General features: G+C 76.1%; 10 protein-coding genes. 3 read left to right on the top strand and 7 right to left on the bottom strand.

The features are described 5' to 3' along the window. Positions 1-1,092, bottom strand: coding sequence for a LytR C-terminal domain-containing protein (locus FSW04_RS04280; RefSeq protein ID WP_146916621.1), 1,092 nt, complete (start codon positions 1,090-1,092; stop codon positions 1-3). A gap of 13 nt (positions 1,093-1,105) precedes the next feature. Next, positions 1,106-3,016: a polysaccharide biosynthesis protein gene (locus tag FSW04_RS04275; protein ID WP_228430876.1), complete on the bottom strand. Its 1,911-nt coding sequence runs from the start codon at positions 3,014-3,016 to the stop codon at positions 1,106-1,108. Between the two features lie 113 nt (positions 3,017-3,129). Here FSW04_RS04275 and FSW04_RS04270 point away from each other — a divergent pair, with 113 nt between their 5' ends. Continuing rightward, positions 3,130-4,116, top strand: coding sequence for a Gfo/Idh/MocA family protein (locus tag FSW04_RS04270; RefSeq protein WP_146916616.1), 987 nt, complete (start codon positions 3,130-3,132; stop codon positions 4,114-4,116). Positions 4,117-4,128: 12 nt separating this feature from the next. Here FSW04_RS04270 and FSW04_RS04265 read toward each other — a convergent pair whose 3' ends face one another. Together FSW04_RS04265 and FSW04_RS04260 are read right to left on the bottom strand one after the other, a co-directional pair. Continuing rightward, positions 4,129-5,154, bottom strand: coding sequence for a DUF354 domain-containing protein (locus FSW04_RS04265; protein ID WP_146916614.1), 1,026 nt, complete (start codon positions 5,152-5,154; stop codon positions 4,129-4,131). Next, positions 5,126-6,223, bottom strand: a complete 1,098-nt coding sequence (locus tag FSW04_RS04260; protein ID WP_146916612.1) for a DegT/DnrJ/EryC1/StrS family aminotransferase — start codon at positions 6,221-6,223, stop codon at positions 5,126-5,128. Before FSW04_RS04260 ends, FSW04_RS04265 begins: the two co-directional genes overlap by 29 nt. Positions 6,224-6,245: 22 nt before the next feature. Between FSW04_RS04260 and rfbG the strand changes: the two genes are divergently transcribed. Both rfbG and FSW04_RS04250 read left to right on the top strand, forming a co-directional pair. Continuing rightward, positions 6,246-7,325 (top strand): CDP-glucose 4,6-dehydratase, encoded by a 1,080-nt coding sequence (gene rfbG, locus FSW04_RS04255; RefSeq protein WP_146916609.1) that lies wholly within the window; start codon positions 6,246-6,248, stop codon positions 7,323-7,325. A 66-nt stretch (positions 7,326-7,391) separates the two neighbouring features. Further along, entirely contained in the window at positions 7,392-8,864 is a 1,473-nt protein-coding gene (locus tag FSW04_RS04250; RefSeq protein WP_146916607.1) for a glycosyltransferase, read from the top strand. Here FSW04_RS04250 and glf read toward each other — a convergent pair. The 3 genes from glf to FSW04_RS04235 form a co-directional block, all read right to left on the bottom strand. Continuing rightward, the gene (gene glf, locus FSW04_RS04245) at positions 8,821-9,990 is read right to left on the bottom strand and encodes a UDP-galactopyranose mutase (protein WP_146916605.1); all 1,170 of its coding nucleotides are present in this window, start codon (positions 9,988-9,990) and stop codon (positions 8,821-8,823) included. The genes FSW04_RS04250 and glf overlap by 44 nt on opposite strands. A gap of 13 nt (positions 9,991-10,003) precedes the next feature. Further along, complete coding sequence (locus tag FSW04_RS04240; protein ID WP_146916603.1) at positions 10,004-10,900, bottom strand: hypothetical protein; 897 nt, start codon at positions 10,898-10,900, stop codon at positions 10,004-10,006. A 68-nt stretch (positions 10,901-10,968) separates the two neighbouring features. Further along, positions 10,969-14,046, bottom strand: a complete 3,078-nt coding sequence (locus tag FSW04_RS04235) for a glycosyltransferase (RefSeq protein WP_146916601.1) — start codon at positions 14,044-14,046, stop codon at positions 10,969-10,971. Between the last annotated feature and the right edge of the window lie 51 nt (positions 14,047-14,097).

Below are 14,097 nucleotides of genomic sequence, written 5' to 3'. Positions count from 1 at the left end.
CTAGGGCTGCTGCTGGGGTGACTGGTTCTGGTCGTTGCCGACCGTGACCACGACGAAGGCCTCGGCGCCGGCGATCGCCCGCGAGGCGGGGGTCAGCGCCTGGACCGCGTCGGGGCTGACGTCGATCGCCTTGGCGACCTCCAGGCCCTCCTTGCGGTGCTTGGGCGCGTACTCGACGATCGTCGCCGAGTGGCTCTGGTCGGTCGCGTTGGTGACGTTGCCGATCTTGAAGTCGGCGTTCTGCAGCCGCACGGCCACGCCACGCGCCAGGCCCGGCGTCGTGGTGCCGTTGAGCACCGCGGTCGTGAACGCGCCGGGCTTCAGCGCCGCGGCGGTGCTGGTGTCGGGCGCCGCGGTGCTGGCGCTGGACTGGCCGGCCGCCGACTGCGAGATCGTGTTCGGCTTCTTGGGGCTGTGCGAGCTGCCACCGCCGACGAGCAGCACGACCGCCACGACGACCACGGCGAGCACGGCGGCGACCGCGCCGCCGATGAGCAGCCGGTTGCGGCCGCCCTCGGCCTCGGGCGGCTCGGGGGTGACGGGTCCACGGGCGGCCGCGGCGGTGGCGGGCGGCACGCGCAGCGGCTGCCCGGGACGGACGACGGGGCCGGAGCCCGTGCCGTTGGCGGGCGCCGACGCGGCGGCGGGCTGCACCGTGGTGGACTGGCCGGGGACGGCCGGAGGCGTGCCCGGAGCGGCGGGAGGGGTGGCGACGCCGGCGCCGGCGGCCGTCGCGGCGGCGGCCGCACCGGCGGCGGTGGTCCCGGCGGCCGCGCCCGGTGCGGCGACCTGGGCGGCCTGGCCGGCGGGCGTGGCGGGCACCTGCGCGCCCGGCGTGGCCGGGATGACGCGCGAGGGCTGGACCTGAGGGACGACGGCGGCGCGCCGGGCGGCGTCGGCCTGCACGCGTTCCTGCAGCTCGGCCGCGCGCTCGGGCGAGCGCCCCGCCCATTCGCGCAGGCGCTTGAGCTCGCGGGCCTGGGCGAAGTAGAGCAGCGAGAGCACGGCGAGCCCCAGAACACTGGCGAAGCCCGCGTAGGCGCCGTACTGCTCGATCTTGCCCGTAACCGAGAAGGCCAGGATCGAGACCATGGAGGGGGCCATGCTAGAGAACGGCCCGGCCTGCCTGGGGTCCGGGCGCGTCGGGGGGGTCGGCCAGCGCGGCGGAGGCCCGCATCCCGGTGAGCTCGGAGACCTTGGCCGCGAGCGCCGCCGCGTCCCCCTCGAGGACCAGCAGCCCGACCTCGTCGAACATGGCCTCGACGACCGCGGGGTCGAGGCGGTCGCGCTCGGCGCGGGTGATCTTCTCGGCCGGGGTGGGCTGCGTGCGCTCGTAGGGGTTGAAGAGGTCCTCGTGGAGCTTCTCGCCGGGGCGGCGTCCCACCTCCTCGATGGCGATGTCCTCCCCGGGACGCAGGCCCGAGAGCTCGATCATCGTCTCGGCGAGGTGGCGGATCGACACCGGGTCGCCCATCTCGAGCACGAAGATCTCGCCGCCCTGCCCCAGCGACCCGGACCGGATGACGAGCTGCACGGCCTCCGGGATCGTCATGAAGTAGCGCGTCATCCGTAGGTCGGTGACGGTGACCGGCCCACCGCGGGCGATCTGGCGGCGGAAGATCGGCACGACGGAGCCCGAGGAGCCCAGGACGTTGCCGAACCGGACGATCGCGAAGCGCGTGCGCGGCCAGCGGTCCTGCGCGGCCTCGACGGCGTACTCGGCCAGCGCCTTGGAGGCGCCCATCACGGTGGCCGGCGCGACGGCCTTGTCCGTCGAGATGAGCACGAAGCGCTTGACCTCGTGCTCGCCGGCCACGCGCGCCAGCAGCCGCGTGGCGACCGCGTTGTTGCGCACGGCCTCGACCGGGTTGAGCTCCATGAGCCCGACGTGCTTGTAGGCCGCGGCGTGGAAGACGACGGTCGGGCGGTGCTCGGCGAAGACCTCGCGCATCCGCTCGCCCTCCTTGCAGTCGGCGAGCACCACCGCCAGCGTGGAGGGGTGGACGTGACGGTCGTCCTCCAGCTCGCGCTGGATGCGGAAGAGGTTGTCCTCGGCGTGGTCGAGGAGGATGAGCTTGCGCGGGGCCACGCGCGAGATCTGGCGGCACAGCTCCGAGCCGATGGAGCCGCCGGCGCCCGTGACCATGACGACCTCGCCGTCGAGGTAGCGCCCCACGCGGTCGAGCTCCATCCGCACGGGCTCGCGGCCCAGGATGTCCTCGACCTCGACGGGGCGCGCCTGGCGCACGACGTTGGCGCCGCCGGTCTGCAGCAGCTCGAAGACGGTCGGCAGCGTCCGGACCGGGATGCCGCGGGTGCGGCAGGCCGACACGACGCGGGCGCGCAGGGTGCCCGGTGCCGACGGGATCGCGATGGTGACCTCGTCGGGCTCGGCCTCGTCGAGGATGCGCGGCAGCTCGTCGGTGCGTCCCAGCACGCGGACGCCGTCGATGCGCACGCGGTGCTTGGTCGGGTCGTCGTCGACGAAGCCGACGGGGTCCAGGCCCAGGTCGCGGTTGCGCAGGATCTCGCGCAGCACGAGGCGGCCGCCGTCGCCGGCGCCGACGATGAGCACGCGGCGGGCGTCCGAGCGCGCGCGGAAGCCGCCCGGCGGGCGCTCGTAGACGGCCCGGCTGACGAAGCGCGCCCCGCCCACGAGCGTCAGCGTGAGCAGGAAGAACAGCGCCAGGACGCCCGTGGGCACGGTCAGGGCGACGTCGCCCCGCCCCGAGCGCACGATGACGGGCTGGGTCAGCGCCACGAACGCCGGCACGAACAGCGTGCCGACGGTGACGGCCTCGACGATGTTCACGTAGTCGCGGTGGCCGGTGTAGCGCCACCACTTCTCGTAGAGCCGGAACAGCGTGAACACCACGACGCTGGCGCCCACGACCCAGGCGATGGTCGCCGCCTGCAGGTCGGCGTAGTCGTCGGGCACGCCGTTGTCGAACCGCAGGCGGAACGCGAGGAAGTAGGCCAGCGCCACCAGCGCCGCGTCGATGCCCACCTGCGGCATCGAGTGACGGTGGAGGGGTAGCGCGACCGAGCGGAGGCGCCGGCGCATCGCCGCATTGTAGAGCGCCTCCCGGTCTCAAGCGGCCGTCTCCGGGACCGATCACCCGGTGGGAGATGGTCAGGGTCCTCATGCTCGGTGCCGGCGAGGCCGGCGAGCGCCACGGCCGCGCGCTGCGCGGTCTCGCGGACCGCTGCACGCTCACGGGCGTCTACGACCACGACCCGGCGGCCGCCCGGGCCACCGCGCAGGCCCTCGGCATCCCCGTCGCCGACGAGCTCGAGCCGGCCCTGGAGACCGCGGAGGCCGCCGTCGTCGCCGGCGCCCTGGAGCGGCGCCCGACCCTCATGCGCACGGCGCTGGAGCGCGGGCTCGACGTGCTCGTCGAGCCGCCGCTGGCCACGACGCCCGACCTCGCCCACGGCCTGCTGTCGGCCATCGTGCGCTCGCCGCGGCGCCCCGTCGCGATGACCGCCTTCGACGAGCACTTCGACCCGACCGTGCGCGAGCTGCGCGTCCTCGTCGCCGAGCAGGACGTGATCGCCGTCCACGCCGAGCGCATGGACCCGGCCGTCGCGGGCCCGATCCCGCCGGGCGACGTCGTCCAGGACCTCATGCAGCAGGACCTCCAGTTCGTCCTGGCGCTGTCGGGCGAGACGATCGCCGCGACGCAGGCCGCCGGGCGCCGCACCCGCCGCGGCGGCCCCGTCGACCACGCCCACGCGCTGCTCGTCATGGAGGACGACCTCGTGGCCACGCTCGTCGCCTCGCGCGCCAGCGGCACGCGCGTACGCCGCATCACCGTCACGACCCAGCAGGCCCGGGTCTGCGCCGACCTGGACACCCGCACGATCGAGGCCGTGCGCACGACGGTCTCCGACGCCGGGCGCCACGAGGCGTTCACGCACCGCATCGAGGTCCCGCCGCGCGAGGCCGTCGTCGTGCAGGCCGAGGCCTTCCTGCAGTGCGTCCAGCGCCGCACGGCCCCGCAGGTCGGGATCGGCGCCGCGATCGCCTGCCAGGAGGCCGCGCTGGCCATCCTCAAGCGCATCGAGCTCGTCGCGCACCGCCCCGCGGCGCGCCGCGGCCCCCAGGCCGCCTGACGCCGCCCCGGCCTAGCCGCCGCCGCGGCGGCGCGCGCGCAACGGCGCGGTGGCCAGGTCCAGCAGGATGCGCGGGTCGCGGCGAATCCGGGCGGCGGCCGCGCCGGCGGCGTCGGCCCGCTTGACGACGCGCAGGGCCTCGGCCGACTCCAGGCGGGCCATGCGCCCCTGCGCGATAAGGCGCTCGTCGACGGCGCCCAGGCGGCCCTCGAACGTCGTGGCCACCGGCGTGCCCAGCGCGACGGCCTCGCGGTTCATCGTCCCGCCCGCGCTGACGACGAGGTCGGCGCAGGCGATGAGCGACTGCGCGTCGATGGCGCGCTCGGGCACGATGAACCCGCCCGCGCGCTGCAGCTCGGCGCGCTGGGCGTCGACGCGCGGCAGCACGACGACCTGCGCCTGCTCGCGCAGCGCGAGCAGGACCTGGGCGAAGAGGTCGTTCTCGAAGCGGTGGTACAGCGAGACCGACGGCGGGGTGCGGACGACCGCGATGGGCCGTGCGACGTCGAGGCCGAGCTGGGCGGGCACGGCCGGGTCGGGCTCGAAGTCGGCCAGGTAGTACTCCTCCTTGAGGCCCGGGTAGCGCCCGAGCTTGCCGCGGGCGCCGTAGCGCTCCAGCCGCTGCGGCGGGATCGCGTCGGGCACGACGACCGCCCGGCACAGCCGGCAGTTGACCGAGTGCTGCACGGTGGCCCACTCGTAGTCGAACATCGTCGTGGCCGGGATGCGCAGGGCGAACGCGGCGACGCTGACGTCGTTGGACCCGTGCCCGATCGCCAGGTCGAACCGACGCCCGCGCGCGAAGCGCGTCAGGGCCAGCGAGCGGTCGGCCAGCCCCAGGGCCTTGGCGCCCAGCCGGGCGCCGCGATGGCGGCCGATGACCTCGCAGTCGATCCCGAAGCGCTCGCACAGCGCGACGGTCTGCGCGAAGTCGCGCGCGGTGACCGCCACCTCGGCGCCGTCGGCCTGCAGCGCCGCGATGAGCGGGCGCAGGACGAGGACGTGCGGGCTATTGGTGAGGTCGAACCAGACCCGCATCGCGCACGGCGGCCGCGACCTCATCGACCTGCTCGGCGCGCAGCGCCGCCGACATGGGGATCGCCAGGTGCGTGCGGGCCGCCTCGGCGGTCCCGGGCAGGTCGTGGGCCGGGGCATAGGACCGCATGGGCGGCTGCTCGTGGATCGGGCGCCGGTAGTACGGCGCGCAGGCCACGCCGCGCTCGGTCAGCGCCGCCTGCAGCGCGTCGGGGTCGGGGTGGCGGACGACGTAGAGGTGCCACGCGGGACGCGCGCCCGGGGTCGCGCGCGGCAGGCCGACCAGGCCGTCCAGCGCCTGCTCGTAGCGGTCGCCCGCCTCGACGCGGGCCTGCGCCCAGCGGTCGAGCTCGGGCAGCTGGACCCGCAGGATCGCGGCCTGCAGCTCGTCCAGGCGGCTGTTGTAGCCGACCATGGAGTAGTCCTTCTTGTCGGCCGAGCCGTGGAAGCGCAGGGTGCGCACGCGCTGGGCGACGTCGTCGTCGCGCGTGGTGATCGCGCCGCCGTCGCCGAAGGCCCCGAGGTTCTTGGAGGGGTAGAACGAGAACGTCGCCACGGTGCCCAGGGCGCCCGGGCGCCCGGCGGGGCCGATGGAGCCCGCGGCCTGCGCGGCGTCCTCCAGGACCGGGACGCCCAGCGCCTCGATCTCGGCCACCGGCGCGACGTTGCCGAACAGGTGCACGACGATGACGGCCTTCGTCCGCGGCGTCATCGCGGCCTTGACGGTCTCGGGCGTGACGCAGAACGTCTCGGGGTCGATGTCGCAGAACACCGGGGTGGCGCCCGTGTGGGGGATCGCCTCGGCGCTGGCCCAGAACGTGAAGGAGGGCACGACGACCTCGTCGCCCGGGCCGACGCCCAGCGCGCGCAGGGCGATCGTGATGGCCTCGGTGCCGTTGGCCACGCCGATCGCGTGCGCGGCGCCGAGGTAGGCGGCCCACTCGCGCTCGAAGGCCTGGACCTCGGGGCCCAGCACGAACCGGCCCGCGTCGAGGACGCGGTGCACGGCGCTGCGCAGATCCGCGCGCAGGGGTAGGCGCGGCGTCTCGGTGTCGAACAGGGGGACCGGCACGCGGCAAGCCTATAGTCCGGCCATGGCCGAGCCCCGAAGCGCCCTCCCGGACGCGCGCGCCTGGGCCGGCCGGCGGGTGCTGGTCACGGGCCACACGGGCTTCAAGGGCGCGTGGCTGTGCCTGTGGCTGACGGCGATGGGGGCGGAGGTCAGCGGCCTGTCGCGCGGGATCCCGACCGACCCCGCGCTGTTCTCGCTGGCGCGCGTCGGCGAGCTCGTCGCCCACCACGAGGGCGACGTCCGCGACCCCGCGGCCGTCGCGCGCGCCGTGGCCGCCGCGCGCCCCGAGGTCGTGCTGCACCTCGCCGCCCAGCCGCTCGTGCGCCGCTCCTTCGGGGACCCCGCCGGCACCTACGCCACCAACGTCATGGGCACCGTCCACGTGCTCGACGCCGTCCGCCGCGCGCCGGCCGACGTGCGCGCGGTCGTCGTGGCCACCTCGGACAAGTGCTACGCCAACCGCGAGTGGGAGTGGGGCTACCGCGAGGACGAGCCCATGGGCGGTGCGGACCCCTACTCGAGCTCGAAGGGCGCCGCCGAGCTCGTCGTCGCCGCCTACCGCGCCTCGTTCTTCTCCGGCCCCGGCGCGCCCGCGGTGGCGACGGCCCGCGCGGGCAACGTCATCGGCGGGGGCGACTGGGGCGCCGACCGGCTGCTGCCCGACCTCTTCCGCGCGGCGCTGGACGAGGCGCCGCTGCGCCTGCGCAACCCCGACGCCGTGCGCCCGTGGCAGCACGTGCTCAGCCCGCTGGCCGGCTACCTGCGCCTGGCCGAGGCCCTGGCCGACGGCACGCCCGGTGCGGCCGGGGGCTGGAACTTCGGGCCGGCGGAGGACGACGCGCGGCCCGTGCGCTGGATCGCCGAGCGCCTGGCGGCGCTGTGGGACGCCCCGCTGCGCTGGGAGGCCGACCCGGGCCCGCACCCCCACGAGGCCCACTGGCTCAAGCTCGACTCCTCGCGCGCCCGCGCGCGTCTGGGCTGGGCGCCCCGCTGGGACCTCGGCGAGGCACTGGCGCGCACGGCGGACTGGTATCGCGCCCACCGCGACGGCGCCGACCACCGCGAGACGACGCTGGGTCAGATCCGGGCGTACGGCGCCTGAACGGCGCGCCGGCGGGCATGAGGAGCCGGTCGCGGTGGGATACTCGGGCCGGATGAGGCGACGACGGTGAGCGAGGCGGCGCAGCCGCTGGTGTCGGCGATCGTGGCGGCCTACAACTACGGCGACTTCCTCGCGCGGACCCTCGACAGCGCGCTGGCCCAGGACTACCCCGCCGACCGCCTCGAGATCGTCGTCGTCGACGACGGCTCCACCGACCACACGCCGGACGTGCTCGCCGAGTACGCCGCGCGCCACCCGGGGCGCATCCGGGCCTTCCGCCAGGACAACGCCGGCTACGTGGCCGCGACCAACCGCGCATTCTCCGAGGCCCGGGGCGAGCTCTGGGCCCTCCTGGACGCCGACGACCTCTGGCCGTCCGGCAAGACCGCGGCCACCGTGGACGTCTTCGCGCGCCGGCCCGAGGTCGGCGCCGTCTACGGCGACCTGACGCTGATCGACCGCGACGACGCGGTGCTCATGCCCTCCTACTGGGAGTCGATCGGGCTCAAGCCGATGCGGGGCGCCGACGTGTTCCCCCACCTGCTCGTGCACAGCAACGTGGCGACCGCGTCGTCGATCACCGTGCGTGCCGCGCTGGCCGGGCGCTTCCACCCGATCCCGCCCGACGTCGCGTTCGTCGACTGGTGGTGCGTGATGCAGATCGCGGCCGTCGCCTCGATCGACTACCTGCTGGAGCCCAAGGTCGGCTATCGCCAGCACGGCGCCAACCTCACGCTGAACGCCAGCGGTGCGGGCCTGGCTCGGGAGAAGCTCAAGGAGGCCATGACGCGCCGGTGCGCCATCCGCCACGGCGGCGCGGGCGCCCTGCCCGCCGAGGCGCTCGTGGCGGCGTGGTCGGCCGTGGAGCGCGACGGGGCCGAGGCCGTGCAGGCGGCGGGCACCGTTTACCTCCAGTACCCGCCGGCCTGGCGTGAGGACGCCGCTGCGGCCGCGCAGGCGGCGGCGCGGTCCGCCGCGCTGGCGGCGCGCGGCGCGCTGGAGCCCGCGCTGCGCGAGGCGCTGGTCGCCGCCGCCCACCGGCCCAGCGACCCCGACGCCCGGCGGCGGCTGCAGGACCTGCAGGCGGCCCTGGCGTCGGGCGACGCCCCTGCCTCGCACCCGCTGGCGGGCGCGCGCACCGTCGTCGTGCTCGCCGACGCCGACGAGCTCGTCGCCGACGTGCGTCTGCTGGCCGCCTACGGCGCGGCCCTCCTCGACCACGACGATGTCACGCTCGCCATCCACGCCGCGGGCTGGGATGCCGGCCGGGTGGCGACCGACCTCGGCGCGCTGGCCGCGGCGGCAGGCCTGCCCGACGACGGTGGCCCGGACCTCCTGGCGCTGCCCGATCCGGGCCGGCACCTGGCGCGCGCCGAGCTGCTGGCCGCCGCCGACGCGGTGCTCGGCACGGGTCCCGAGGCCTCCGGCCCACCGCGGTTCGGAGCCGGCGACGTCGCCGCGCTCGCGGCACACGCGCGGCGCCTGGCGGCCGCGATCACGCCGCCCGGGCGACCGGGCGGCGGGCCGACGCCGCGATGACCGCGGCCCGCTCGGCGAAGGTCGCCAGCGCCTGCCCGGTCACCTGGTCCATGTTGAGGTACTGGTAGCGCGCGAGGCGCCCGACGAACGTTACGTCGGACCGGGTGCGCGCCAGGACCTGGTACTGGCGGTAGCGCTCCCGGTTGGCCGGCCGCGGGATGGGATAGAACGGGTCGCCCGTGGCGCTCGGGTACTCGAAGGCCAGCGCGGTCACCGCGCGCGGCTCGGCGGGCTGGAAGTGGCGGAACTCGGTCACGCGCGTGTGCGCGACGTCCTCGGAGGGGAAGTTGACCTGGCCGACCGGGAGGACGGTGGCCCCGCCGGGCGTCGGCTCGTGGCGCAGGTCGAACGTCAGGCTGCGGTAGGGCAGCGCGCCGAAGCGCCGCTCGAAGAACTCGTCGATGCAGCCGGTGTAGACCAGATGCCGGTGGCCGGCGTGGGCCGCGGCCTCCGCGTACTCGGTCCCGAGCCGCACCTCGATGTTGGGGTGGTCGAGGATGCGGGCGAACATCGCCGTGTAGCCCTCGGCCGGCAGCGCCTGGAAGCGATCGGTGAAGTAGCGGTCGTCGCGATCGGTCCGCACCGGGATCCTCGCGGTGACGCTCGCGTCGAGCTGCCTCGGGTCCAGCCCCCACTGCTTGCGCGTGTAGCCGCGGAAGAAGTCCTCGTAGACGGCGCGGCCCATCCGCGCCACCACCGCGTCCTCGGCGGTGCGGACGTGGCTCATCGGCTCGGCCTGGGCCGCGAGCCAGGCCTCGACGTCGCCCTCGGACAGCCCGGCGCCGTAGCGCGCGTTGATGGTGTCCAGGTTGATCGGGACGGGCAGCAGCTGCTCGCCGACCGACGCCCGGACGCGGTGCTCGTAGGGCCACCAGTCCGTGAACCGCGACAGGAACGCGACGACCTTGTCCGAGTTGGCGTGGAACAGGTGCGGCCCGTAGCGATGGATGCGGATGCCGTGCTCGTCGAGCTCGTCGTAGGCGTTGCCGGCGATGTGCTCGCGACGGTCGACGACCAGGACTCGCAGGTCCAGGACGCTGGCGATCCGCTCGGCCATGATCGCGCCGGCGAACCCGGCGCCGACCACGAGGACGTCCGCGGGACGGGAGGGGAGCGAAGGGGCCATGCGCGGTCCCGCGCTAGGCGGACAGCACCGGGTTGGGGGCCGCCGCGCGCGTGGCGGCGGTCGCGGCCACGACGGCCCGCCGGTTCCAGCGCTCGGCGTGCTCGCCGAGCTCCAGGACCGCGTCGCGCACGCTGTGGTAGTTGACGTGGTGGCAGAAGATGCCGGTGTCGACGACGTAGGTCGCGCGACCCTCATACACCGCGCCGGCCAGGAGGACCTCCTCGATGCCCGCGGCCCGGCCGCACATCGCCACGTAGTCGTCGCTGCGGAAGGCCATGACCGTGCTCGAGATCCCGCGACGGTCGCCGTTGGCGGGGTCGGTCATGAACGCCTCGCCGTCCCAGTCCTCGCGGCCGTAGCGCCGGCGGTCGCCATGGCGGCGGCAGTGCTCGACCAGCGCCTCGGGCTCGGCGCCGTAGACGGCGCGCAGGGCGCGCCCCCGGGTCTCCTCGCCCGTCCGCGGGTCCGGGAGGTGCCAGAGCCACGCGTGGCGGTCGGCGATGTCGGCCAGCTCGGGATCGAGCTCGCGCAGGAAGAAGCGGGAGGTGTGGTTGTTGATCGTCACCGCGGGGACCAGGAGCTCCATGGGGCCCACGTCCCAGTCCTCCGGCCGCGAGACGAGCAGGATGTCCTCGTCGAGCTTCAGGACGGTCTCGCCGGGCCACATGGCCGCGACGTCCTTCAGCGCCTCGTGGATGTGGACGAGCGTGTTCTCACCGTTGACCAGGTCGTGGCCGCGGCCCGTGCTGACACTCCACCGTCGCGCCGTGCGCTCGATGGCGCCGACGCGCTCGAGGGTGTTGGCGTTGTTGATGACCAGGATGTCCTCGTGCGGGAGCCAGCGCAGCAGCGCGTCGAGGCACAGGTCGAGGTGCTCGGGCTCGAGGCAGACGACGACGACGGCCTTCACGGCGTGTCCCGGAGGAGGGAGGACATGGCCCGGTGATCGGTCGGCGACGGCCCTGCTTGAGGGGGCGCTCAGGCCGCGACGGCCGGGCGCAGCACCGCGCGCAGATGCTCGGGGGCGAGCAGCAGGCGCAGCCCGGCCGCGCGGACCTCCGTCTCGCCGAGCAGCAGCACCGAGCCCGAGAGCTCGCCGAGCGCGTCGGCGGCGACGATGCGCAGGCGCGGGTCCAGCGTGGACGCCGCGACGACGTCGAACGCCTGCTCGAGGCGCAGGTCACCGGACAGGGCGATGAGCCGCAGCAGCCGCCCCGCGGCGGCCGACGCCGTGCCCATCAGCCGGCCGCGGTCGATGCCGTCCAGCGCCGCGGCGTGCCGCGCGCGCTCGATCCCGCACGCCATCGCTCGGTGGGTCAGGAACGGCTCGCTGATCCGCGCGGGGTCGATGCGATGGCCGACGGCGGCCGCGGCCACGTACCGGGTCGCCCCGAGCCCTGCTCGGTGCAGCCGCCACGCCACGGAGACCTCGTCGCCGCCGATCCGCACGTCGGGTCCGACGCCGAAGGCCGGATCGAAGCCGCCGGCGGCGTCCAGCGCACTGCGGCGCACGCCCCAGTTGGCCCCGTAGACGACGTCGGGCGGGACGAGCGTGCGGTCGGCGTCGCCGAGGTCCAGCACGCTCAGCAGCGGCTCGAGGCCCGGGGCCGGCCAGTCCGCCGGGCGCTCCGGCGGCCACAGCGCCGCGATCGGGCCGCCGACGTTGGCGACGCCCGGGCGCGCGAGCTCGCGAGCGGCGGCGGCGGCCCATCCGGGAGCGGGCCGCGCGTCGTCGTCCAGGTAGAGCAGGAGGTCGTGCCGGGCTGCGGCCGCGGCCGCGTTGCGCGCGTGGCCCAGGCCCCCGCGCTCCTCGACGACCACGCGCACGACGCCGGGGTGGGCCGCCGCGAGCCGGGCCGCGACCTCCGGCGTCGCGTCGGTCGAGGCGTTGTCGACGACGACCACGTCGCGGGCGCCGGAGGCGACGAGAAGGCCGACGGCGTCCTCGAGCTCCTCGGCGCGGTTGCGCGTGCAGATCAGGACGGAGGCCTCGGGCGCCGGCGCACGCCCGACGCGCGCGCCGGGCGCCACGGTCAGCGGACCACGCGCCGCGGCCCAGGCGGCGAGCTGGGCCTCCGCGTGGCCCTCGCGGGACGGGAGGACCGCGGGAGCGTCCAGCCACGTGCCGCGCGCGGCCGCCAGGCAGTCCATCGCGAGGGCGTCGGGAGCCGTGGTCGCATCCGCCAGCGGCCACAGCGCGCCATCGGCGGCGACCCGCAGACCGTGCGCGCCGGCGACGACGGGGCCGGCCAGCGCGGCACCGGCGGAGATCGCGTCGAGCAGCGGTGCCGCGAAGCCCGGGCGCGGCAGCGCGTGGGGCTCGAGCATGACGATCGTGGGCGCCCGCGTCGCGGCGGCGGCGCGCTGCCACGCGGCGCGGCGCCCGAGATGGGCGCCGATGCGGACGACGCGCGCGCCGGAGGCGGAGGCGAGCACCGCGTCCAGGCCGGCGTCCTCGGCGGCCACGAGCACGATCTCCACGTCATCGGCCACGCGGGCCCTGGCCAGGGCGTCGACCTGCGTGGCGGCGGCCGCGGCGTCCTCGGGGAGGCGGACCACGATCGCGGCCGCCGGCGTACGGCCGGGCCCGCGCGAGGGCTGCGGCGGCACGCGCCACGTCGCCGCGGGCGCCTCCAGCGCCGCGGCGGGCAGGACGGCGTCCTGGGCCCAGGCGACGAGCGCGATGTCGGGGATGTGCTCGGGGTCGTGGCCCAGGCGGTCCAGCGCCCGGGCCAGCGCGGCGAACAGGACCTGCGGATCGCGGCCCTCTCGCACCGGGACGACGAGCGAGACGGCGTCGCCCGCGTCGAAGGCGTCGAGGTAGCCGCCCAGGGTCGCGTCCAGGACGTCCTCGTCCTCGAGCGCGGAGGTGGCGACGAAGAGCTGCGGTGCGGCATCGGCCAGCAACGCGCGCAGGGCGCGGTGCGCGACCGCTGGCGACAGGGCGGCGGCCAGGCGCGCGCGGCCGGCATCGGCCAGGCGGCCCCACAGCCCGGCGTCGGTGTGCAGTGCGACGACCGCGGCGGCCAGCTGCGCGGGATCGTCGGCGACGAGCGCGTGCTCGCCGTCCACCAGCCCCATCCCCTCGGCGCCGATCGTCGTCGTGACGACGGGCAGGCCGCAGGCCATGGCCTCGCCGATCTTGCCCTTGACGCCCGCGCCGTAGCGCAGCGGCGCCACCGACACACGGGCGGCGTCGAGGTGGGGGCGCGTCTCGGGGACCCAGCCGGTCACGGCGACGTCGGGCCCGGCGAGGGCCTGGACCTCGGCCGGGGGCGCGGTGCCGACGAGCGTCAGCCGCGCGCCCGGAAGCGCGTCGCGGACCAGCGGCCACGAGGTCGTCACGAAGTGGACGACCGCGTCGACGTTCGGGGCATGGCGGAAGTTGCCGACGAAGACGACGCCGTGGCGCGCGTCGAAGGCCGGGCCGGGTTCCTCGGCGGCGTGGATGGTGGCGATGACGTGGACGGGGACGCCGGGCGCCAGCTCGGCCAGGGCGGCGCCGTCGTCGGCGCTGACGGCCACCAGCGCGTCGGCCGCGGCGTACGTGGCGGCCTCCCGGGCACGGGTGTGCGCGGCGCGCTCATGGTCGGCGGGGCGGCCGGACAGCGCTGCGGCGCGCGCCTCGCGCACGAAGTGGACGTCGACGGTGTCGACGATCACGCGCGCTCCGGGGGCGTGGCGCCGCACCAGCGGCAGGTAGGCCTCGGCGACGTCGTGGAAGGACATCCAGACCACATCGGGCCGCAGGCGGCGCAGCAGCCCCGGCACGTCGACGGCCGGGGCATCGACCTGCGCCCGCTGCGCCTCGGGCAGCCGCTGCGGGTCGGCCCGCACGGTCTCGATGCCCAGGCGCTCCAGGGCGAGCGCGGCCGGCTCCTGCCCCACGCCGAGCCGCGCGAGCAGGTGGACGCGATGGCCGTCGGCGACGAGCAGCTCCAGCAGCCGGAACAGGCGCAGGGAGCCGGCGTCCCGGTCGGCCGGCGGGACGTCGGGGGTGATGACGAGGACCGACAGGGGTCGATCGCCACCCGTCGGCAGCGGGGTCTGGGACATCCCTCGGGGTGGTCGGCAGCGCGGCGGGCCTGCTTGAGGTCCGGGCGGGCC

The sequence above is a fragment of the Baekduia soli genome (assembly GCF_007970665.1).
Lineage (GTDB): Bacteria > Actinomycetota > Thermoleophilia > Solirubrobacterales > Solirubrobacteraceae > Baekduia > Baekduia soli.
The sequence above is the reverse complement of the archived record's forward strand: the minus strand, read 5'-3'. Positions and strand labels throughout refer to the sequence as shown.